The sequence below is a fragment of the Pseudarthrobacter sp. TAF60_1 genome (genome assembly GCF_052113505.1).
Lineage (GTDB): Bacteria > Actinomycetota > Actinomycetes > Actinomycetales > Micrococcaceae > Arthrobacter.
The window spans coordinates 1-21,369 of record NZ_JBFRDI010000022.1; the positions used below are offsets into that span (position 1 = coordinate 1).

Below are 21,369 nucleotides of genomic sequence, written 5' to 3' on the forward strand. Positions count from 1 at the left end.
GTTACTCACGTGTTACTCACCCGTTCGCCACTAATCCCCCCAGCAAGCTGGAGATCATCGTTCGACTTGCATGTGTTAAGCACGCCGCCAGCGTTCATCCTGAGCCAGGATCAAACTCTCCGTTGAAGTAAAACAAAAACGAACACAACACGGAACCACGGAAATAACGCGGAAACCGCACTGCAAAATTTGAAACCAGCTGTAAAAACCAGACCACACCACAGGGGCGGCACGATCCAGTCAATTCAACCAATTAATAATAAATTGGTATCAACAAACTTGGCACACTATTGAGTTCTCAAACAACAGACACATTCGAATACTTCCCGAAACAAGTCACTAAATGAATTCTTTTGCTTCGTTTTTCTTCGCTGCGATGTTTATACTTTAGTTCATTCAAGTTTACTTTGCAAATCCCGGTTATTCTTCCGATATTCACTCAATAAGCTGAATCCGCCCAGCAAAAAACGAAGCTTTCCATCATCTTTGTGCACTGCACATGACGAATTGCTTAATTTGAAGGGGGTTTGTCACCACTCAGCGGCGGCGACTCAGAAAACATTACACGCTCCCCCGCGGCCGTGCAAATCGGCCGCGAAGGAGCGTGCATTGAAGCCGCAAAGAACCTAGGGGACCAGGACTTCCACGGTGGCAAGGTTCTTTTTTCCGCGGCGCAACAGCAGGTACTGCCCGTGCAGCAGTTCATCTTCGGAGATGACAGCTTCGGGATCGGACACCTTCTCGTTATTCACATAGGCACCCCCCTCGCTGACCGTGCGCCGGGCAGCAGACTTGCTGTCCGCCAGCCCGGAAGCTACCAAGAGGTCAACAATCCCCAGTCCGTCCACCTGGATCCGGGCCGAAGGAAGCTCCGAGGTCGCGGCTTCGAGGGTGGGCTTGTCCAGCGCAGCAAGGTCACCGTTGCCAAAGAGGGCAGCCGATGCGGCGATGACCTTCTTGGTTGCGTCCACTCCGTGAACAAGTGAGGTGACCTCGACCGCCAGTTTCCGCTGGCCCTCCCGGGCAAACGGACGCTCAGCCACGGCAGCGGCAAGAGCTTCGATCTCTGCGCGGTTCAGGAACGTGAAGACCTTCAGCCGGTCCACCACGTCTGCGTCGGCGGTGTTGAGCCAGAACTGGTAGAACGCGTATGCGCTGCACATGCCGGCATCGAGCCAGATGGCGTTGCCTTCGCTCTTGCCGAACTTGGTGCCGTCCGAGTTGGTGATCAGCGGCGTACCCAGGGCGTGGACAGTCTTGCCCTCCACCTTGCGGATCAGTTCCGTGCCGCTGGTCAGGTTGCCCCATTGGTCCGAGCCGCCGGTCTGCAGCATGCAGCCGTAGTCGCGGAAGAGTTGCAGGTAGTCCATGCCCTGCAGGATCTGGTAGCTGAATTCCGTGTAGCTGATGCCTTCGTCCGAGCTGAGGCGGGAGGCCACCGCGTCCTTGCGGAGCATGGTGCCCACACGGTAGTGCTTTCCGATTTCCCGCAGGAAATCAATGGCGCTCAGGGGCGCGGTCCAGTCAAGGTTGTTGACCATGCGGGCTGCGTTGGTGCCGTCGAAGCTCAGGAAGCGGCGGACCTGGGCCTGCAGGTAGCCCACCCACTCGTTCACGGTGTCTTTGGTGTTCAGCGTCCGCTCGGCCGTGGGCCGCGGGTCACCGATAAGCCCGGTGGAACCACCCACGAGTCCCAGCGGCTTGTGGCCGGCCAACTGTAGGCGGCGCATCATGAGGAGCTGGACCAGGTTTCCCAGATGCAGGCTCGGCGCAGTGGGATCGAACCCGCAGTAATAGGTGACCGGCTCACCTGCGAGGAGCTTTTCCAGTTCCGCTTCATCGGTGGAGACGTGGACCAGGCCGCGCCACTTCAGCTCCTGCCAGACATTGGCGAAGGTGGGGTCGTTCTGCTGGGATTCGAGATCGTTGAGTTCTGACACGACTTCTAAGTTAGCAGGATCGACGACGCCCGGCCCCGTCATGAACGGAGCCGGGCGTCAGAAGGTCAAAAGAGGACCAGCTCAGCCTTCGATACCGGCGGGAATACCTTCGGCAGCGATCAGCCGGAGCCGCTGTGTGGGACGGGTCATGGCCACGTAGAGGTCACCCACACGTCCGTGCTCATGGTTGAGCATCTCTGACGGTTCCAGCACCACAACGCCGTCGAATTCCAGGCCCTTGGCCTCACGCGGGCTGATGACCACGATGTCCTGTTCGTAGCTGCCCGCCCCGTTGCCGATTCGCCGGCCATAGGCCGCGCGGAGGGCTGAAGTGGCAGCGGGAAGGAGGTCACCGTCGGCAATAACTGCCAGCAGGCCGCCGTCGAGCGCTTCCAGTTCTTCGGGGAGCACCTCCACGAGGCGGCTGACCACCTGACCCTGATCCACCTTGTCAATGACAGGCGACCAGCGCCCCTCCCGGACGGCCTTCGGTGCGGACACAACCAGCCCGGCCGCGTTGGCCATGCGGGCTGCGGCTTCAGCGATCTGCGATGGCGTGCGGTAATTGACCGTCAGCTCCTCCAGCTGCCAGCGGTCACCGAACATGGGCGCCAAAGCCCCTTGCCAGGAGTTGGCCCCGGCAACGGAACTCGTTTGGGCGATATCCCCCACGATCGTGAAGGACTTCAGCGGGCACCGGCGGACCAGGAGGCGCCACTGCATCGGCGAAAGTTCCTGGGCCTCATCCACCACAATGTGGCCGAAAGCCCACGTGCGGTCGGCGGTAGCCCGCTCGGCGGCTGTCAAGCGGTTCTGCCGCTCCTGGTTCTGGTCCACCAGTTCCTCGGCGGTCATCATGACATCAACGCCCATGTGCTCCATGTTCACCAGCGTCTGCTTGGCGTTGGCGAGATCGCGGGCACGGTCATGCTCTTGTTGGGCGATTCCGCGTCCGGCCGCGGGATCCAACTCACCGAGGAGTTCGGCCGCTTCGTCCAACAGCGGGACATCCGCCTCGGTCCAAGGCGCATCCGCCGGGCGCAGCAGGAGCGACTGCTCCTCGAGGCTGAGGTGCGGAGTGCAGGCCGCCAGCACGGCGGGCTTACTCAGGAGTTCGGTGATCAGCTTCTCCGGCGTCATGGGCATCCAGCAGAGGTTGAGCGCGATCCGGACATCGCGGGCCGTGCGGACGTCTTCCGCGAGATAGGAGCGGTCCGCATTGTTGCCGATGCTCCCGGCCTCCACCAGCTCAGTCATCTGTTCAGTCAGTTCACGGAGCAGGATCTTGACGAACGTCAGGCGTGCCTCGTTGTGGGGCTTGCCCGTAGACCGGGCACGTTCGCGGGCGCGGCTTACCTGCCGTGGCGTCAGCACCAGCTTCCGGCCATCGACCTCAAGGATGCGGTCCTCGGCAGGGATACGCTGCCGATTGGCCACGGCGTTAGCCACAACCTTCGCCATGTCCAGCCGCCCCTTGATGGCCGCGACGTCGGCCTCGGGTTCAGGAACAGCGTTGATGCCCGGCATCAGTCGGCCCAGGCTCGCCATGACCACGCCGGTCTCACCGAGTGAGGGCAGGACGCGTTCGATGTACTTCATGAACGACGACGACGGCCCCACCAGCAGCACACCGGCAGTCTTGAGGCGTTCCCGGTGGGTGTACAGCAGGTATGCCGCACGGTGCAGCGCGACGGCCGTCTTGCCCGTGCCGGGACCGCCTTGAACAACCAGCGCACCGGAGATGGAGGACCTGATGATGCGGTCCTGCTCCGACTGGATGGTGCCGACAATGTCCGACATCCGGCCGGTGCGCTTGGAGTCCAGCGCGGCCAGCAGCGCCCCTTCGCCCTGCAGCGAGGCGTTGTCCGCCAGCATCCCGGCGTCGAGCACGTCATCCTCGATAGCCTTGACTTCGCGGCCCTGAAGAATGAGGTGCCGCCGGCGGCGGACGCCCTGCCGGTCAAACGCCGTTGCCTGGTAGAAGTGGCCGGCTTCGGGCGCACGCCAGTCCACCATGAGCCGTTGCAGGTCAGCCGTGGTCAGGCCGATGCGTCCGATGTACTGGGCCTCGCCGGAATCCAGATCCAGGCGGCCGAACACCAGCCGGTCATCAACCGCATCGAGCTGAGCAAGGCGGTCCTCGTAGAGCGCGGCGAAGGCGTCACGTTCGGAAACATTCTGCATGGTGCCCACCGCACCGGCCCGGCGGACCTGTGCCAACTGCTGGCGCTTCTCAGCGCGTAGCTCTTCCAGCCGCGTGTATAAGCCAGCAACATAATCGCGTTCGTGGGCCAAATCGGCGTCGAGCATTAAACGTTCCCCTATCGCAAAAGACAGACCGTCCATTCTACAACCATTTCGGTTAACGTGCCCGCCGGTCCCCTCACCCCCGATGTCATCCAATGTTCACTTTTCCGGCCGCCTGCATCTGTTTCAGCGCTGGCTCCGGACTGATTCAATACTGCAATGCACCACGAGACAGTCCTGACCGGATACGGGCTTTCCCTCATCCCGCTGGCACCGGAGCATGCCCGGGCCCTGTACGACTTCGTGGACGCCACGATGTGGGCCGGCATGGCCGCACCACTGCCAGCCACCGCCGGCGAGCTCGCGGCCTTGTTTGAGACGAGGATTACCGATCCGGCCAGCTTGGCTTTCGCCGTGACGGACCAGCGGACTGGTGCGACCCTGGGCACCACTGCCCTCAACGCATTCGACGCCGGACAGCAGCGCGTCGAGGTGGGCGGAACGTTTTTTGGCCGGCAGTTCTGGGGCAGCCACGTCAACCCCGCCAGTAAGCACGCCCTGCTGACCTTTGCGTTTGAGGTACTCCACGTTCAGCGGGTCGCCTTTCGGTGCGACGCGCGCCACGTGCGCAGCGCCGCGGCTATAGAACGGCTCGGGGCCACGTTCGAGGGCGTTCTCCGGAGCCACCGCACCGCGCCTGACGGCTCCCGGGCGGACTCTGCCGTGTTCTCGATCCTGCGGCCGGAATGGCCTTCCGTGCAGCGCGGCCTGCAGCGTCGGCTGGAGCCGTTCGCCCAGCCGGGCGACGCGGCAGCAGATCATGCGGCAAGCCAACCCGACCACAAAGGAGCCGCGATCTACGCCCGCCGCACCTTCGCGGGTTTGTAGCGGGACACGGTGGGATCGTCCGGCAGCCAGAAACGCCACGGGTAGTCCGCGGAGCCGCCGTCGCCGGAAACCCCCACCCTGGGCCCGGAACTGTAAGTGCGGGCTGGCGCGGACGGCAGCCGCAGCTCGAAGGGCTCCGTGAGCGCATCGCGTCCGCTGTCCGCGGTGGTGAGGGCCAGGGCGGTGGCGAGCCGCGCGGGACCGCTGGCGAGGTCCAAAGGTGATTTCGACGTCGGCCGCCTCACCTGCGCGAGGTGCCGTCCTTCCACCACCTCACCCGCGCGCAACAACACGCCCGACGCCGTGCCGGCCGGCCCGCAGACGATGTTGGCGCAGTAGTGCATCCCGTACGTGAAATAAACGTAGAGGTGGCCGGCCGGCCCGAACATGGGTGCGTTGCGGGCCGTTTGGCCGCGGAAGGTGTGCGATCCGGGATCCGGGTGCAACGAGTCGCCCGGACCCATGTAGGCCTCCAACTCGGTGATCCGCACGGCGACCGTACCTTCGTGGCTGTTGTGGCTCAGGACGGAACCCAGCAGCAGGGGTGCGATTTTCCGTGCGTCACCGGAGAGCAGATCGCGGAGCTGCTCAGGCCTCGAGTGAGTGCTGCTGACGGTCATCCACCGACTCTACCGAACGCCCACGCCCATGTCCGATTCCCGCTAGCAGAGCACGGTGTGCGCTGGCAGGATAGGGGAATGGACTTCTGGCAGCGCTACCGTGCGATCGACTCACGGGACACCCGTTTCGACGGGCAGTTTTACACCGCGGTCCGGACCACAGGAATTTACTGCCGCCCGTCCTGCCCGGCCCGAACCCCCAGGGCAGCCAATGTGACGTTCTACGAAACCTCAGCCGCGGCACACGAGGCCGGCTACCGGGCCTGCAAACGATGCCTCCCCGAAGCCGTTCCAGGGACGCCAGCTTGGAACATCAGGCAGGACCTGGCCGGGCGGGCGATGCGCCTGATCAATGACGGCGTGATCAACCGGGATGGAGTGGAAGGGCTGGCGGCACGGCTGGGGTACTCAGCCCGCCAGCTGAACCGGATCCTCAGCCACGAACTCGGCGCAGGGCCGCTGTCCCTGGCCCGGGCAAGCCGCGCCCAGACCGCGCGCACGTTGCTGGTTTCCACGTCCCTGAAACTGGCAGACATCGCCTTCGCGTCCGGGTTCAGCAGCGTCCGGCAATTCAACGACACCATGGTGGAAGTCTTCGCCATGACGCCCACCGCCCTGCGGGCCACGGCACGGCACCACCCCCCGGGAACGGCCGCGACGACGCTCACGCTCAGTCTGCCGTACCGTGCACCCTTCGATCCCGGCGTTTTTTCCTTCCTCGCCGTCAGGGCGATCCCCGGCATCGAGGCGGGGACCCCGACGTCGTACGCCCGTACCCTCCGGCTCCCCCACGGAGACGCCCGCTTCAGCGTGAATTACGACGACGGCGCGCCTGGCCGGCCGCTGACCCTCACCATCGGTGCGGTGGACCTGCGCGACCTACCGGCGCTGCTGAGCAGGGTGCGCCGGCTCTTCGACCTGGATGCGGACCCCGTGGCGATCGACAATGCGTTGGGTGCTGATCCGCGTTTGGCTGCCGCTGTGGCTCGCGTTCCGGGTATCCGGATGCCGGGAGCTGTGGATCCGCAGGAGCTCCTGATCCGGGCCATGATCGGGCAGCAAATCACGGTCGCGGCGGCACGGACCGCCCTGACTCAGCTGTCCGCTGTGGGCAGCCCCAGCCTGGTTCCGGATGAGGGACTGGACCGGTTGTTTCCCACGGCAGCGGAGATCGCAGGTCCGGGCTATTTGCTCCTACGGGGTCCGCAACGGCGGATCGACGCCCTCCGGTCCGCGGCGTCAGCCCTCGCATCCGGTGAACTCGACTTTGGCTACGGCGACGACCTGCCCGGGCTGGAAGCAAAACTGCTCCCCCTCCCCGGGGTAGGGCCGTGGACGGTAGGCTACGTGGCCATGCGTGTCCTCGGCGCCCCGGACGTCTTCCTGGCCAACGACGCCGCGGTGCGGAACGGCATCCGTACACTTGCTCCGGAAGCCCCTGCCGCGGGGGTGGACCCGGCGCCGGATTTCCGCGAGGTCAGCCCGTGGCGGTCGTACGCCACCATGCACCTCTGGGGGGCGGCAGCGTCGTCGTCGTCGAAGGCCCCCACGCGTGAACAGAACATTCCAGAGAAAGTGTTGCAATGAAAGCCCAGCTGTTGACTATGTCCACCCCGGACGGTCCGTTCACCATCCTTGCGCAGGACGGCGTGGTCCTGGCATCCGGATGGACCGCCGAGCTTGGCGAGCTGACCGGGCAGATCCACCCGCAGCTGCGTCCGGCCGAGGTGGAGGCGGTGACGGATCTGGGTTCGATTTCCCGGGCAGTGGAAGCGTTTTATGCCGGGGATTCCGCTCCTGCCATGGCTGTTCCCGTGCTGCAGAAGTCCGGTCCGTTCCGGGCGCACGCGTGGGATGTGCTGCGGACGGTCCGTCCGGGCGCGCCCGTCACCTACACCGAGTACGCCGAACTGTCGGGCAATCCAAAGGCGGTCCGGGCTGCGGCCAGCGCCTGTGCCTTCAACGCGGCGGCCCTCTTTGTGCCGTGCCACCGAGTGATCCGCACCGACGGTTCCCTGGGTGGTTTCCGCTGGGGCCTGGCCGTTAAGGAGAGCCTGCTGGCCAGGGAGGCGAAGGAGAGCCTGCTGGCCCGCGAAGCCGGATAAGCCTTCCTGCGCCGCTCCCCTCCATCCCACCGCCACAACGCTCTCTCACTTAACGCGTTAAAAACGGCAACCCTCTCTCACTTTCTTCAGGAAAGCGAGAGAGGGTTGCCCAAAAAGCGGCATTAAGTGAGAGAGGGTCTGCCGCAGGTGGGGCGCACTCGAGCTGTCGGCGGCCACTTAGCTGAGCCGCTTCCCGTCCGGGCCGAAGCGGTGCCGGATGTGCCGGCGGTCGTGGCGAGCCTGCCAGAACTCCAGTTCCGTTGGCCTGACCGCGTAGAGCTGCCAGTCGGGATTGTGACTGCCGTCCGCTGCGGGCCGCGCGGCCCAGTCTGCCGCCGACGCTTCGGCAGACTGTTCAACCACGGGGCCGGCCACCCGAACCTGCCGGCCCTGCTGCGGCCAGTAGAAGTTCAGGGCCCCGGCGGGGTTGACCGAGAGTTCCCGGCCCTTCCGTGAGGTGCGGGACGTGGCGAAGTGCCAACCGTCGTCGTCGATGTCCTTCAGGATCAGCATCCTGGCGGACGGGTGGCCGTTGCCGTCCGCCGTGGCCAGGCTGAAGGCATGCGGTTGCGGCACGCCGACAGCCAGCGCCTGATCCAGCCATAGTTTGAACAGCGCCACCGGATCGGCGGGCGCCGTGGCGGGGTCGAAGTCCGGCAGGTCGGAGGGAAAATCCGGCAGGGCACGGAGTTGGCTGCGGAAGGCGTCGCTCATGGCGCAATCGTAGCGGGGAGCCTCGGTCCCAAACGCACAACGCTCTCTCACTTTCTTGAAGAAAGTGAGAGAGCGTCAGCCAAAAACCCACATTAAGCCTGTGTGCCCTTGCGGGGCGCCCGTTCCGGGCTGAAAATGTGCCTGTGGTCGCCTGCCGACGCCGTATCACTTTGGTTCTTTTTAGACCGTCATTAAGCCGGGCGCCGGGGATCACGCCGTGGGCCCTTCACTGTTTCCCTTTACCGAGAACGAGGACTAGATTCCGATTTCCCGGTGATCCCCGCGGGCGGCCGCTTGATTATCAGAAGTTCCGCCGTGTGAGGAGATGAGCAGTAGCCATGCTGGCTGAAATCCAGGATGAGGATCAGATCATTGCCAGAGTCGCCGCGATCGACATTGGCAAGGCCGAACTCGTGTGTTGTGTCCGGGTCCCCGCGGAAGGGGACCGGAAGAAACGGTTGCAGGAGGTGTCCATGCACTCCACGATGACCCGGTCGTTGATGGAGCTGGCCGACCATCTCGTGGACCTCCGGATCGAGCGGGTCGTGATGGAAGCGACTTCGGACTATTGGAAGCCGGTGTTTTACCTCCTCGAAGCGCACGGGCTCGAGGCGTGGCTGGTCAATGCCCGCGACGTGAAGCATCTGCCGGGCCGGCCGAAAACGGACGTGCTCGATTCCGTGTGGCTGTGCAAGGTCGCCGAACGGCAGATGATCCGGCCCAGCTTCGTCCCGCCCGCCCCGATCCGCCAACTGCGGGACATGACCCGATACCGCGCTGATCTGGTCGGAACCCGGACCGCGGAGAAGAACCGGGTCGAAAAACTCCTCGAGGACGCATGCATCAAGCTCTCCGCGGTGGCCTCGGACATTTTCGGGGTGTCCGGGCGGGAAATGATGGCGGCGCTCCTCGCCGGAGAACGGAACCCGGGTAGGCTCGCGCAGCTGGCCCGGACCCGAATGCGGGCGAAGATCAGCGAACTCGAGGAGGCCTTCACCGGCCAATTTGATGACCACCACGCCTTCCTCCTGACCCGGATGTTGTCCAGGATCGACGGCATCGACACCGACATCGCCGCGGTCGATGAACAGATCGAGGCGCAATTGGCCCCTTTCGCGGTGGCGGCGGAACGCCTGGATGAGATCCCGGGCATCGGCCCCGTCGCTGCTGCCGCCATTCTCGCCGAAATCGGGGTAGACATGTCCAGGTTCCCGACCGCGGGACACCTGTGTTCCTGGGCGAAGTTCTCCCCGGGCATCAACTCCTCAGCGGGGAAGACCAAAGGAAACGGCTCGACCGGACACGGCAACCCCTATCTCGCCCGGATCCTCGGTGAAGCCGCCGTCGGGGCCCGTAAGACTCACACCTTTCTGGGCGAACGCCACCAAAGGATCGCGCGCCGGCGGGGCAAGAAACGCGCCATCGTCGCCACCGGACGCTCCATTCTCGTGATCATCTGGCACCTGCTCCAGAACCCTGACGCCCGGTTCAACGACCTCGGCGCCGACTACTTCAGCCGCCGCACCAATCCGGACACCAAAAAGAACAGCCACGTCCGCCAACTCGAAGCCCTCGGCTACACCGTCACTCTCGCACCCGCAGCCTGACCCCTACCCACCCTCACACACACCAACACCCGCCTGACCACGACGGGCCACACCAGCGCGCACCGATCACGCTCACGTCCCCTCTATTATCGGACTAGTGAGAGAGCGTCCTGGACGTAAAGGCTCGGACAGGGAACCCGGCGGACGGGGCCCTACGCGTCTGACTGCTAGCCTGCGTACTCCCTGACGCCGGCTAGCTCGCTTTCCAAGGCAACAAGTTGGCGTTCGACGGCGGCCGGTGCGGTGCCGCCCTGGGAGTTGCGGCTGTTGAGCGAACCCTCAGTGGACAAGACCGTACGGACCTCGGGCGTGAGGTGCTCCGAGATGTCGGCGTATTCCTCGTCCGTCAGGTCCCACAGCTCCACGTCGCGGCTTTCGGCCTGCTTGACCGCTGCACCGGAAAGCTCGTGGGCCTCACGGAACGGTACGCCCTGCCGGACCAACCATTCGGCAATGTCCGTGGCCAGCGCGAAGCCCTGGGGCGCCAGGGACTCCATCCGCTCCGTGTTGAATTTCAGCGTCGCGATCATGCCGGAGACGGCCGGGAGCAGCAGTTCCAGGGTATCCGCGGCGTCGAAGACCGGTTCCTTGTCCTCCTGCAGGTCGCGGTTGTACGCCAGCGGCAGGCCCTTGAGCGTTGCCAGCAGGCCGGTCAGGTTGCCGATCAGCCGTCCTGCCTTGCCGCGCGCCAACTCCGCCACGTCCGGGTTCTTCTTCTGCGGCATGATCGACGAACCTGTTGAGTAGGAATCGTGAAGGGTGACGAAGGAGAACTCCTTCGTGGCCCACAGGATCACTTCCTCCGAGACGCGGGACAGGTCCACGCCGATCATGGCCGTCACCCAGGCGAACTCGGCGAAGACGTCGCGGGAAGCGGTGCCGTCGATCGAGTTGTGGGTTGCGGAGAAGAAGCCCAGATCCGCGGCCACGGCTTCCGGGTCCAGTCCCAGCGAGGAACCCGCGAGGGCGCCCGAACCGTAGGGCGATACGCCGGCACGCTTATCCCAGTCCTGGAGCCGCTGCACATCGCGCAGCAGTGCCCAGGCGTGGGCCAGCAGGTGGTGGCTGAGAAGGACCGGCTGGGCATGCTGCAGGTGGGTGCGGCCGGGCATGGCAACACCCTGGTGCGCCTTGGCCTGGTCCACCAGCGCCTCGATGGTCGCCAGGACGCCGCGGGCGATGATCCGGGCGTGATCGCGCAGGAACATGCGGCCCAAGGTGGCCACCTGGTCGTTGCGGGAGCGGCCGGCGCGGAGCTTGCCGCCCAGCTGGGTGCCGGCCCGCTCGATCAAGCCGCGTTCCAGCGACCCGTGGACGTCCTCATCGGACTCGGCCGGCAAGTACGCGCCGGAGGCCACGTCGTCGTCCAGCCGGCTGAGGGCGTCAAGCATGCCTTCGAGCTCGGCGTCGTCCAGCAGCCCGGCCTTATGCAGCACGCGGGCGTGCGCCTTCGAACCGGCAATATCGTAGCGGGCCAGCCGCCAGTCAAAGTGCGTGGACTTGCTCAGCGCCGCGAGGGCATCGGCGGGGCCGCCGGCGAACCGGCCGCCCCACAGTGCGCCTTCGTTCGTCCCCGAGCGCCCCCCAGCCTCGCTTCGCTCGGCCGGGGACCCCTGCGCTCGTGGGCCCTGGTCGTCCATCACTGACCTGCGACGCGGATATCGCGGCCGGAGGCAACCTTGGCGGACATGCCCCACAGCTCGATGAAACCGCGCGCCATCGACTGGTCGAACGTGTCGCCGGTGTCGTAGGTGGCGAGGTCGAAATCGTACAGCGAGGTCTCGGAACGGCGTCCGTTGACCACTGCCTGGCCACCGTGCAGCGTCATGCGGATGTCGCCGGAGACGTATTTCTGGGTGTCCTCGATGAAGGCGTCCAGGGAGCGCTTCAGCGGCGAGAACCACTGTCCGTCGTACACCAGCTCGGCCCAGCGCTGGCCAACCGTGGCCTTGAAACGGGCCTGTTCGCGCTCGACGGTGATGTCCTCAAGGTGCTTGTGCGCGGTGATCAGCGCCATGGCACCCGGAGCTTCGTAGATTTCGCGGGACTTGATGCCCACGAGGCGGTCCTCAACGACGTCGATCCGGCCCACGCCCTGGGCGCCGGCACGGCGGTTCAGTTCCTTGATGGCCTGCAGCGGGGTGACCCGGACGCCGTCGATCGCTACCGGCACCCCGGCTTCGAAGGAGATAGTGACTTCATCCGGTGCCGGCGGGAACTCCGGGGTGGCGGTGTAGTCGTAGATGTCCTTGGTGGGGGCATTCCAGATGTCCTCGAGGTAGCCGGTTTCGACGGCGCGGCCCCAGACGTTCTGGTCGATGGAGTACGGGTTCTTCTTGGTGGTCTCGATGGGCAGTCCCTTTTCCTCGGCGAAGGCGATGGCCTTGTCGCGGGTCAGGGCGAGGTCGCGGACCGGGGCAATGCACTTCAGGTCCGGGCCGAGGGTCTGGATGCCCACTTCGAAGCGGACCTGGTCGTTGCCCTTGCCGGTGCAGCCGTGCGCAACGGTGGTGGCACCGAATTCGCGGGCGGCCTTGACCAGGTGTTTGACGATCACCGGCCGGGAGATCGCGGAGACCAGCGGGTAGTGGCCCTGGTAAAGGGCGTTGGCCTTCAGGGTGGGGATGCAGTACTCGTTGGCGAACTCGTCCGAGGCGTCGGCCACGTAGGCTTCGACGGCGCCGCAGCCCAGGGCGCGCTGGCGGATGGTTTCCAGCGATTCGCCGCCCTGTCCGACGTCGACCGCCACGGCGATGACCTCGGCACCGGTGGCTTCACCGATCCAGCCGATGGCTACAGATGTATCCAGGCCACCGGAGTAGGCCAGAACAATACGCTCAGTCACGAAAATGCTCCTTAGTTGTTTGGTTCTTGGTTGTCTTCAAGTTTATGGCGCGAAGGTTATTGCGCGGCTTCCTCGGCCAGTTGCAGGAACCGGACGGCGAGGTCCTGCCCGCCCTGCGGATCCCGCGAGACCAGCAGCACGGTGTCGTCACCGGCGATGGTCCCCAGGATCGACGGCATCACCGAGTGATCGATGGCCAGTGCCAGGAAGTTGGCCGCGCCGGGCGGGGTCCGGAGTACCGCGATGTTGGCCGATGCTTCCGCCGTGACCAGCAGTTCGCTGCACAGCCGCGCGAGCCGGGCGTCCAGGATTTCCTGGCTCACGCCGCTCTTGGCCGCACGTTCGCCGCCTTCACCGGGGACGGCGTAGACCAGCACGCCCTCCTTGCCGCGGACGCGGACGGCGCCGAGTTCCACCAGGTCCCGGGACAGGGTCGCCTGGGTGACCTGGACGCCGTCGTCCGCCAGCAGCGCGGCCAGCTCCGCCTGGGAGCGCACCGATTCACCCGTCAGGATGGCGGCGATGCGCGCCTGGCGGGCCGTTTTGGTGGCCGGGCTGGAGCCCGGCGCTGCGGACGGGACGGACACTAGAACGTGCTCTCCCCGGTGCCCTCAACCGGCGAAAGGCCCTCGACGAATGCCAGCCCGGACCGGTGCATCAGCCACGCCATCAGCGCCTTCTGGGCGTGCAGCCGGTTCTCGGCCTCGTCCCACACGATGGACTGGGGCCCGTCGATGACACCGGCCGAAATTTCATAGCCGCGGTAGGCGGGCAGGCAGTGAAGCACGACGGCGTCATCCGCCGCGTGCGCCATGGCCGCCTCATCGACGGAGTACTCCCGGAACAGCTGCAGCCGGGCTTCCTTTTCGGCTTCCTGGCCCATGGAGACCCAGGTGTCTGTCGCGACGACGTCGGCATCTTTCAGGGCTGCTGTGGCGTCGGTGGTGACCAGCACGGACCCGCCTGTCTCAGCTGCGCGCTCTTCGGCTGCGGCGACGATCTCCGCGGCCGGGAGGTAGCCTTCCGGCCCGGCGATGCGGACGTGCATCCCGGCGGTGACGCCCGCCAGCAGGTAGGAGTTGGCCATGTTGTTGGCGGCATCGCCGAGGTAGGCCATGGTCAGGCCCTTGAGCTCGCCCTTGTGTTCCTTGACGGCGAGCAGGTCGGCCAGGAGCTGGCAGGGGTGGTAGTCGTCGCACAGGGCGTTGATGACCGGCACCTTGGAGTTTTCCGCCATGGCCACCAGGCCGGAGTGGGCACCAGTGCGCCACACGATGGTGGAGACCATGCGTTCGAGGACCCTGGCCGTGTCCTCGACGGATTCCTTGTGGCCGATCTGCGCCTCGCCCGGGTTGATGATCAGTGCGTTGCCGCCCATGTCCGCGATGCCCGTGGCGAAGGAGACGCGGGTGCGGGTGGAGGTCTTGTCGAAGATGACGGCGACGGTCTTGCGGCCGTTGCCCTCCGCGGCGAACGGCTGCACGCTGTACGGCGAGGCCTTCATCCGGACAGCCAGGTTCAGGACCTCTGCCTGCTCGGCCGGGCTGAGGTCGGTGTCCTTCAGGAAGTGGCGGGTGGTGCTTGGTGCTGCGGCGGCTGAAACTAAAGGGGTCACTGAGCGTCCTTCGCTGTCTGGAGGAGGGCCGGGAGGGCGGCGAGGAACGTGCCGGCCTGTTCGGTGGTGAGGACCAGCGGCGGGGCAAGCCGGATGGTGTACGGGCCGGGGCTGTTGACGATGAAGCCGGCGTCGAGGCCGGCGGCCACCACGGCAGGTGCCACGTCGGCGTCCAGGTCGAATCCGATCAGCAGGCCTTCGCCGCGAACTTCCGTGACGCCGTCGACGTCGGCCAGTCCGGTGCGGAGGTACTCCCCCACCTTCGCGACGTTCTCCAGCACCCGCTGGCTTTCGAGCGCGTGCAGCGTGGCCAGGGCGGCCGCCGTCGCCACCGGGTTGCCGCCGAAGGTACTGCCGTGCTGGCCGGCGGTCAGGAGCGACGACGTCTGCTCCCCGAAGGTGATGAGCGCGCCGATGGGGAATCCGCCGCCGAGGCCCTTGGCCAGGGTGATGGCATCCGGGACTATTCCGGCGTCCTCGCTGGCGAACCATTTGCCGGTGCGGCCGATCCCTGTCTGGACCTCGTCCAAAATCAGCAGGGCGCCGGCCTTGCTGGTCGCGGCGCGGGCTGCCTTCAGGTAGCCGGCAGGCAGCGGCCGGACGCCGGCCTCGCCCTGGATGGGCTCCAGGAAAACGGCGGCAACAGACTCGTCGATGGCGGCCTCGAGGGCTGCGACATCCCCGAACGGGATATGGACAACCCCGCCGGGCAGCGGCTCGAAGGGTGCCCGGTAGGCTTCCTTGGCGGTCAGCGCCAGGGCACCCATGGTGCGCCCGTGGAAGGCCCCTTCGAGGGCAATGATCTTGGTGCGGGGCGCGCCGTTGGGTCCGGTAGCGTTCCTTCGCGCCAGCTTGAAGGCGGCTTCGATAGCTTCCGTGCCGGAGTTGGCGAAGAACACCTTGGAACCGGCCGGCGCGTGCGCCAGAGCCAGCAGTTTTTCCGCAAGGGCGATCTGGGTGGGGCTGGTAAAGAAATTGGAGACGTGCCCCAGCGTGGCCAGCTGGCTCGAAATCACGGAGGTGACGAACGGGTTGGCGTGACCCAGGGCGTTAACGGCGATGCCGCCGAGGAGGTCCAGATATTCCTTGCCGTCCGCGTCCCAGACCAGGCAGCCGGCACCCCGGACCAGGACACGCTGCGGCGTACCGAAGACGCCCATGAGGGACGAGGAGTAGCGGGCCAGCCACTCGGCGCCACTGGTGTGGCCCGTGGTTTCCACCAGCTCCGACACAGGGGTTTGTTGGATCTCGCTCATGCTTTCACTTCCTCGTCGGGAACAACTTGCGTGCCGATGCCCGCGGTTGTAAATGTTTCCAGGAGCATGGAGTGCGGCAGCCTGCCGTCCACAATGTGCGCGCGCTCCACTCCGCCTTCGATGGCTTTGAGGCACGCTTCCATCTTGGGGATCATGCCGGACTCGAGTGACGGCAGCAGCTCACGCAATTCCGACGCCGTCAGGGAAGAAATGAGCGATGACCTGTCCGGCCAGTTGGCGTAGAGGCCTTCGACGTCGGTCAGGATCACCAGCTTGGATGCCCCGAGGGCTTCGGCCACGGCAGCCGCTGCGGTATCCGCGTTGACGTTGAGGACCTGGCCGGTGGTCTGGACTTCGCCGGCTGCCGTCTCGATGCCGCCGGACTCGATTTCCGGGGCCACGGTGGAGATGACCGGGATGCGGCCGGCTGCCAAGATGTCCAGGATGCCCTCCGGGTTCACGCCCACCACTTCGCCGACGAGTCCCAGGTCCACTTCCTCGCCGTCGATGACGGTTCCCGTGCGGACGGCCCGCAGCAAACCGCCATCTTCACCGGACATGCCCACCGCGTAGGGGCCGTGGGAGTTGATCAGGCCAACCAGTTCGCGGCCCACCTGGCCGGTGAGGACCATCCGGACCACGTCCATGGCTTCGGGCGTAGTGACGCGCAGGCCGCCCTTGAACTCGGACTCGATGCCCAGCCGCGACAGCATGGCATTGATCTGTGGGCCGCCGCCGTGGACCACCACAGGGTGGATGCCAACGTGGTGCAGGAACACCACGTCCTCGGCGAACGCCCGGCGCAGTTCATCGTTGACCATGGCGTTGCCGCCGTACTTGATCACCATGGTGGTGCCGGCGAAGCGCTGGATCCAGGGCAGCGCCTCGATCAGCGTTCCGGCTTTGCTTTGGGCATCACTCATGGACGTGGTCTCGCGGGTCTGGGTGTTCATGCTGCGGTATCTCCAGGGTTGCTCGCGGATCTAGCTTGAGTAGGCGCTGTTCTCGTGGACGTAGTCGTGGGTGAGATCGTTGGTCCAGATGGTGGCCTCGGCGTCGCCGGACCGCAGGTCGATCTCCACCAGGGCTTCGCGGGGTTCCAGGTCCACCAGGTTACGGTCATCGCCAATGCTGCCGTTCCGGCAGATCTGGATGCCGTTGATGGCGACGTTAAGCTGGTCCGGTTCGAACACGGCGTCGGTGGTTCCTACAGCGGACAGCACACGGCCCCAGTTGGGGTCCTTGCCGAAAATGGCTGCCTTAAAGAGGTTGGACCGGGCCACGGAGCGGCTGACGGTTTCGGCGTCGCGCTCGGTGGCGGCGTTGAAGGTGCGGATGGCGATGTCATGGCTGGCACCCTCGGCGTCCCCGATGAGCTTGCGTGCCAGCTCCGCACACACCTGGGTGAGCCCGGCACCAAACGCTTCGGCGGACGGGACGGCGCCGGATGCGCCGGAGGCCATCAGCACCACGGTGTCGTTCGTGGACATGCAGCCGTCCGAATCAGCCCGGTCAAAGGTGACGCGCGTGGCGTCGCGGAGGACGACGTCGAGCATTTCCGGCTGCACCAGGGCGTCAGTGGTGAGGACCACCAGCATGGTGGCCAGCCCGGGCGCCAGCATGCCGGCTCCCTTGGCGATCCCGCCGATGGTGAATTCCTGGCCGTCCGCATCCGTTCCGATGAACAACGCAGACTTCGGCACGGAGTCGGTGGTCATGATGGCGTTTCCGGCATCCGGGCCACCGTCTGTGCTGAGCGCCGCGGCCGCAGCCTCGACGCCGGGGAGGATCTTGTCCATGGGCAGCTGCTCGCCGATCAGGCCGGTGGAACAGACGAACACGTCTGTGGCTGAAATGCCGAGGACTCCCGCTACCTTCTCGGCCGTGCTGTGCGTGTTCTGGAAGCCCTGGGGACCTGTACAGGCGTTGGCCCCGCCGGAGTTGAGCACCACAGCGTCCACCCGGCCGTCCGAGACCACCTGCCGGGACCAGTGGACAGGCGCCGCGGCAACGCGGTTGGTGGTGAAGACCGCGGCCGCCGTCTTGGACGGGCCATCATTGACAACCAGTGCGAGGTCCGGCTTACCGGAGGTCTTCAGGCCGGCAGTGATGCCGGCGGCCCGGAATCCCAGGGGTGCGGTAACGGTCACGGGGCAACTCCCTGCAGGTTGAGGCCGGCCGTTTCAGGCAGGCCAAGGGCAATATTCATGGACTGCACGGCGCCGCCGGCAGTCCCCTTGGTGAGGTTATCAATGACGCAGGTCACGATCACGCGGCCGGTGTGTTCATCAAAGGCCAGCTGCATCGCGGCATGGTTGGACCCGACCACGGACTTGGTGGTGGGCCATTGCCCCTCCGGGAGCAGGTGCACAAACGGCTCGTCGTCGTAGGCATCGGCCCAGGCCTGGCGGAGTTCCGCGGCAGTGGTGCCCGGCTTGACCTTTGCGGTGGCGGTGGTGAGGATGCCGCGGCTCATCGGCGCGAGCGTGGGCGTAAAGGAGACGGTGACACGTTCCCCGGCGGCGTTGGAGAGCCCCTGCTCGATCTCCGGCGTGTGGCGGTGGCCGCCGCCCACCCCGTAGGGGCTCATGGAGCCCATGACCTCAGAGCCGATGAGGTTCACCTTCGCCGCCTTGCCCGCACCCGAGGTGCCGGAGGCGGAAACGACCACGACGTCGTCGGGCTGCAGCAGTTTGGCGGCGAAGCCGGGTGTCAGCGCCAGCAGGGCCGACGTCGGGTAGCAGCCGGGGACGGCGATCCGGGTGACGCCCTTGAGGGCATCCCGCTGGCCCGGGAGTTCCGGCAGCCCATAGGGCCAGGTGCCTGCGTGGGCGGAGCCGTAAAACTTTTCCCATGCCGCCGGATCCTCGAGGCGGTGGTCTGCGCCGGCGTCGATCACTACGGTGCCTTCAGGAAGCTGCGCCGCAATCTCGGCGGACGCACCATGCGGGAGCGCCAGGAACACCACGTCGTGACCGGCAAGGTTTTCCACCGTGGTGTCTTCGAGGATGCGGCTGGCGAGCCCATGCAGGTGCGGCTGGAGTTCGCCGAGGCGGGAACCCGCATTACTGTGCGCAGTGATGGCACCAATGGTCACGTCCGGGTGGCCCGCGAGCAGGCGCAAGACCTCTCCTCCGGCGTAACCGCTGGCCCCGGAGACGGCAACAGAAATAGTCATGGCTCAATCATACAGCAAAAATATTCAGTGTGCCCGATATTTATGCAGGCACTGCTTCCTGCCCTCGGGGCCGGTTGGACACGTACCCGTAGGCTGGAGTGAGGGTGAACCTGACCGCGCAGTCCGAATGTCGGCTGCAGCGTTGCCCGTAACTGTGACGAGGCCCCGCTTCATGTCCACCACCCTACACACCCCTCCATCGCGTGTCCGCAAGCCGAACGCAGTTGTCCTGAGTTACTCGGAGCTGCTGAAGAGCGTCAAAGCCGAAGGCCTGCTGGAACGCCGCGTCGGCTTCTACGTCACCGTGTTTGCCAGCCTTGTCCTGCTGATGACTGCGGCCTGGTTCGGCTTCGCCCTGATCGGCGACAGCTGGTTCCAGCTCCTCATCGCCGCAGCTGTCGGCGTCCTGTGCACGCAGCTAAGTTTCCTGGCCCACGAAGCCGGCCACCGCCAAATCTTCGCATCCCGCCGGGCCAATGACTGGACCGCACGCATCCTGGCCACCTCGGTGGCCGGCATGAGCTACTCCTGGTGGGAGCAGAAGCACGGCGCCCACCACAACCACCCCAACGTCATCTCCAAGGATCCGGACATCGCCCCCGGCCCCATCGCGTTCCACACCGAAGCGGTTGCCGACCGGCAGGGACGGTTCGCTTTCCTGACCCGCAAGCAGGGCTGGTTCTTCTTCCCCCTGCTGTTCCTGGTTGGCCTTGGCCTGCAGATCGATTCAGTCAAGTTCGTCTTCCGCCGGGCCAAGGTCACGCACCGCTGGGTGGAGCTTCCCATCCTGCTGGCCCGCCTCAGCGTCCTGCCCGTCCTGGCTTTCACCTTCCTGCCGCTGGGTATGGCGTTCGCCTTCATCGGCGTGCAGCTTGCGGTGTTCGGCTTCTACATGGGTGCTTCCTTCGCACCGAACCACAAGGGCATGCCCGTGCTGCCCGCGGACAGTCGCGTGGACTTCTTCAGCCGCCAGGTCCTGACCTCCCGGAACATCTCCGGTGGCCGTTTTATGGACATCCTGCTCGGCGGCCTGAACCGCCAGGCTGAGCACCACCTCTTCCCCGACATGGCGCGCCCCCAGCTGGACAAAGCCGCCAAGATCGTCCGCGAATACTGCAAAAGGCACCAGGTCCCCTACACGGAAACCACATTGCTTCAGTCCTACGGCATCATCGTCCGCTACCTCAACGACGTTGGGCTCTCCGCCGGGCGCCACTTCGAATGCCCCATGGCAACGGTCACCCGCCCCTACTAACCCCTGCAGAACTTCGTCGTCGGAAGAGCTTTCCCTAGGATGGTCAGAGAACCGGCCCGGGAAAGCCCCGCCCGGAGAGGAGACGTCCCATGCACGCAGTCGTTGCCCGCCAGTCCGGTGGTCCGGAAGTCCTCGAGTCCGCTGAGGTGGAGCGTCCCACGCCCGGCCCCGGTCAGCTGCTGGTCAAGGTGGCGGCCACCGGGGTCAACTTCATTGAGACCTACCAGCGCGGCGGCATGTACAAAGTGGCGTATCCATTCACCCCCGGCTCCGAGGCTGCCGGAACCGTTGAGGAAGTCGGGGAGGGCGTCGAAGGCTTTGCCGTGGGCAGCCGGGTGGCAACCGCCGAGGGACAGGAATGCTACGCGGAATACACCGTCCTTAACGCAGCGAAAGCACTTCCCGTTCCCGAGGGCGTGGACCTCCACACGGCCGCGGCACTGCCCCTGCAGGGCATGACCGCCCACTACCTCATCAACTCCTCCTTCAAAGTGCAGCCCGGCCACACCGTGCTGGTCCACGCCGGCGCGGGCGGCGTGGGACTGCTCATCACGCAGCTCCTGAAGACCCGCGGCGCCCGCGTCATCACCACCGTCTCCACCGACGAAAAGGAAGAACTTGCCCGCGCCGCCGGCGCGGACGAGGTACTCCGCTACGAGGGCTTCGCGGACGCCGTGCGGGAGTTAACCAACGGCGTCGGCGTCGATGTGGTGTACGACGGCGTCGGGAAAGACACGTTCGACGGCTCACTTGCCAGCCTGCGCCCCCGGGGATTCCTCGTTTTGTTCGGAGCTGCTTCCGGCGCGGTGCCGCCGGTGGATCCGCAGCGGCTCAATGCCGGCGGCTCCCTGTCCCTGACGCGGCCAAAGCTCGCCGACTTCCTCGCCAATCCCCAGGAACGGCTGTGGCGGTCCAGCGAAATTTTCGCTGCCGTGGCGGACGGAAGCCTCAAGGTAAGAATCGGTGCGAGCTATCCGCTGGCAGAAGCGGGACGGGCCCACCAGGACCTCGAAGGCCGTCGCACCACGGGCAAGGTCCTCCTTGTTCCCTGACTCGCACGGTACGGGTGAACGGAATGTGAACCTTCAACTAACTGTGG

Annotated in this window: 18 protein-coding genes and 1 rRNA gene; 6 read left to right on the plus strand and 13 right to left on the minus strand. The window is 65.6% G+C overall.

Translation table 11 applies throughout. From position 1 onward, the window contains the following. The 3 genes from AB4Y73_RS19525 to AB4Y73_RS19535 form a co-directional block, all read right to left on the minus strand. Positions 1–126: ribosomal RNA gene (locus tag AB4Y73_RS19525) — 16S ribosomal RNA — on the minus strand; the annotation flags it as partial. 500 nt (positions 127–626) lie between these two features. After that, positions 627–1,940 carry a tyrosine--tRNA ligase gene (tyrS, locus tag AB4Y73_RS19530; protein WP_441874186.1) on the minus strand — a complete coding sequence of 438 codons (1,314 nt, stop codon included), beginning with the start codon at positions 1,938–1,940 and terminating at the stop codon, positions 627–629. An 81-nt stretch (positions 1,941–2,021) separates the two neighbouring features. After that, positions 2,022–4,250, minus strand: coding sequence for a HelD family protein (locus AB4Y73_RS19535; protein WP_441874188.1), 2,229 nt, complete (start codon positions 4,248–4,250; stop codon positions 2,022–2,024). Positions 4,251–4,406: 156 nt separating this feature from the next. Here AB4Y73_RS19535 and AB4Y73_RS19540 point away from each other — a divergent pair, with 156 nt between their 5' ends. Beyond that, on the plus strand, positions 4,407–5,075 hold the full coding sequence (locus tag AB4Y73_RS19540; RefSeq protein WP_441874190.1) for a GNAT family N-acetyltransferase: 669 nt from the start codon (positions 4,407–4,409) through the stop codon (positions 5,073–5,075). Here AB4Y73_RS19540 and AB4Y73_RS19545 read toward each other — a convergent pair. After that, a complete protein-coding gene (locus tag AB4Y73_RS19545; protein ID WP_441874192.1) occupies positions 5,045–5,695 on the minus strand; it encodes a DNA-3-methyladenine glycosylase in 651 nt (216 codons plus the stop codon). The genes AB4Y73_RS19540 and AB4Y73_RS19545 overlap by 31 nt on opposite strands. 78 nt (positions 5,696–5,773) lie before the next feature. Between AB4Y73_RS19545 and AB4Y73_RS19550 the strand changes: the two genes are divergently transcribed. Further along, the gene (locus tag AB4Y73_RS19550; RefSeq protein WP_441874194.1) at positions 5,774–7,282 is read left to right on the plus strand and encodes an AlkA N-terminal domain-containing protein; all 1,509 of its coding nucleotides are present in this window, start codon (positions 5,774–5,776) and stop codon (positions 7,280–7,282) included. Next, the gene (locus tag AB4Y73_RS19555) at positions 7,279–7,800 is read left to right on the plus strand and encodes a methylated-DNA--[protein]-cysteine S-methyltransferase (RefSeq protein WP_441874196.1); all 522 of its coding nucleotides are present in this window, start codon (positions 7,279–7,281) and stop codon (positions 7,798–7,800) included. Before AB4Y73_RS19550 ends, AB4Y73_RS19555 begins: the two co-directional genes overlap by 4 nt. A 177-nt stretch (positions 7,801–7,977) precedes the next feature. Here the strand turns inward: AB4Y73_RS19555 and AB4Y73_RS19560 are convergent, their stop codons facing one another. Further along, the gene (locus tag AB4Y73_RS19560; protein ID WP_441874198.1) at positions 7,978–8,514 is read right to left on the minus strand and encodes a pyridoxine/pyridoxamine 5'-phosphate oxidase; all 537 of its coding nucleotides are present in this window, start codon (positions 8,512–8,514) and stop codon (positions 7,978–7,980) included. Between the two features lie 338 nt (positions 8,515–8,852). On the opposite strand from AB4Y73_RS19560, the gene AB4Y73_RS19565 reads away from it, so the two are divergent. Continuing rightward, a complete protein-coding gene (locus AB4Y73_RS19565) occupies positions 8,853–10,121 on the plus strand; it encodes an IS110 family transposase (protein WP_441874200.1) in 1,269 nt (422 codons plus the stop codon). A gap of 167 nt (positions 10,122–10,288) precedes the next feature. Here the strand turns inward: AB4Y73_RS19565 and argH are convergent, their stop codons facing one another. The 8 genes from argH to argC are packed head-to-tail and all read right to left on the minus strand — an operon-like array spanning position 10,289 to position 19,015. Next, positions 10,289–11,764, minus strand: coding sequence for an argininosuccinate lyase (gene argH / locus AB4Y73_RS19570; protein WP_441874202.1), 1,476 nt, complete (start codon positions 11,762–11,764; stop codon positions 10,289–10,291). Next, a complete protein-coding gene (locus AB4Y73_RS19575; protein WP_441874204.1) occupies positions 11,761–12,966 on the minus strand; it encodes an argininosuccinate synthase in 1,206 nt (401 codons plus the stop codon). Before AB4Y73_RS19575 ends, argH begins: the two co-directional genes overlap by 4 nt. A gap of 56 nt (positions 12,967–13,022) precedes the next feature. Beyond that, on the minus strand, positions 13,023–13,553 hold the full coding sequence (locus AB4Y73_RS19580) for an arginine repressor (RefSeq protein ID WP_190988724.1): 531 nt from the start codon (positions 13,551–13,553) through the stop codon (positions 13,023–13,025). After that, on the minus strand, positions 13,553–14,581 hold the full coding sequence (gene argF / locus AB4Y73_RS19585) for an ornithine carbamoyltransferase (protein ID WP_441874207.1): 1,029 nt from the start codon (positions 14,579–14,581) through the stop codon (positions 13,553–13,555). The genes AB4Y73_RS19580 and argF overlap by 1 nt, the downstream gene beginning before the upstream one ends. After that, the gene (locus AB4Y73_RS19590; RefSeq protein ID WP_441874210.1) at positions 14,578–15,837 is read right to left on the minus strand and encodes an acetylornithine transaminase; all 1,260 of its coding nucleotides are present in this window, start codon (positions 15,835–15,837) and stop codon (positions 14,578–14,580) included. Before AB4Y73_RS19590 ends, argF begins: the two co-directional genes overlap by 4 nt. Then, positions 15,834–16,790 (minus strand): acetylglutamate kinase, encoded by a 957-nt coding sequence (argB, locus tag AB4Y73_RS19595; protein ID WP_441874212.1) that lies wholly within the window; start codon positions 16,788–16,790, stop codon positions 15,834–15,836. The genes AB4Y73_RS19590 and argB overlap by 4 nt, the downstream gene beginning before the upstream one ends. A 30-nt stretch (positions 16,791–16,820) precedes the next feature. After that, a complete protein-coding gene (argJ, locus tag AB4Y73_RS19600) occupies positions 16,821–17,987 on the minus strand; it encodes a bifunctional glutamate N-acetyltransferase/amino-acid acetyltransferase ArgJ (RefSeq protein WP_441874214.1) in 1,167 nt (388 codons plus the stop codon). Beyond that, on the minus strand, positions 17,984–19,015 hold the full coding sequence (gene argC / locus AB4Y73_RS19605) for an N-acetyl-gamma-glutamyl-phosphate reductase (RefSeq protein ID WP_441874217.1): 1,032 nt from the start codon (positions 19,013–19,015) through the stop codon (positions 17,984–17,986). The genes argJ and argC overlap by 4 nt, the downstream gene beginning before the upstream one ends. 172 nt (positions 19,016–19,187) lie before the next feature. On the opposite strand from argC, the gene AB4Y73_RS19610 reads away from it, so the two are divergent. Continuing rightward, positions 19,188–20,270, plus strand: a complete 1,083-nt coding sequence (locus AB4Y73_RS19610; protein ID WP_441874219.1) for a fatty acid desaturase family protein — start codon at positions 19,188–19,190, stop codon at positions 20,268–20,270. Between the two features lie 89 nt (positions 20,271–20,359). Then, positions 20,360–21,322, plus strand: coding sequence for a quinone oxidoreductase family protein (locus AB4Y73_RS19615; RefSeq protein WP_441874221.1), 963 nt, complete (start codon positions 20,360–20,362; stop codon positions 21,320–21,322). Positions 21,323–21,369 lie beyond the last annotated feature (47 nt).

Bases quoted from the DNA above. Each gene is read 5' to 3' on its own strand.
- AB4Y73_RS19535 (WP_441874188.1), bottom strand. From the start codon at position 4,250: ATGCTCGACGCCGATTTGGCCCACGAACGCGATTATGTTGCTGGCTTA.
- AB4Y73_RS19540 (WP_441874190.1), top strand. From the start codon at position 4,407: ATGCACCACGAGACAGTCCTGACCGGATACGGGCTTTCCCTCATCCCG.
- AB4Y73_RS19545 (WP_441874192.1), bottom strand. From the start codon at position 5,695: ATGACCGTCAGCAGCACTCACTCGAGGCCTGAGCAGCTCCGCGATCTG.
- AB4Y73_RS19550 (WP_441874194.1), top strand. From the start codon at position 5,774: ATGGACTTCTGGCAGCGCTACCGTGCGATCGACTCACGGGACACCCGT.
- AB4Y73_RS19555 (WP_441874196.1), top strand. From the start codon at position 7,279: ATGAAAGCCCAGCTGTTGACTATGTCCACCCCGGACGGTCCGTTCACC.
- AB4Y73_RS19560 (WP_441874198.1), bottom strand. From the start codon at position 8,514: ATGAGCGACGCCTTCCGCAGCCAACTCCGTGCCCTGCCGGATTTTCCC.
- AB4Y73_RS19565 (WP_441874200.1), top strand. From the start codon at position 8,853: ATGCTGGCTGAAATCCAGGATGAGGATCAGATCATTGCCAGAGTCGCC.
- AB4Y73_RS19590 (WP_441874210.1), bottom strand. From the start codon at position 15,837: ATGAGCGAGATCCAACAAACCCCTGTGTCGGAGCTGGTGGAAACCACG.
- argB (WP_441874212.1), bottom strand. From the start codon at position 16,790: ATGAACACCCAGACCCGCGAGACCACGTCCATGAGTGATGCCCAAAGC.
- argC (WP_441874217.1), bottom strand. From the start codon at position 19,015: ATGACTATTTCTGTTGCCGTCTCCGGGGCCAGCGGTTACGCCGGAGGA.
- AB4Y73_RS19610 (WP_441874219.1), top strand. From the start codon at position 19,188: ATGTCCACCACCCTACACACCCCTCCATCGCGTGTCCGCAAGCCGAAC.
- AB4Y73_RS19615 (WP_441874221.1), top strand. From the start codon at position 20,360: ATGCACGCAGTCGTTGCCCGCCAGTCCGGTGGTCCGGAAGTCCTCGAG.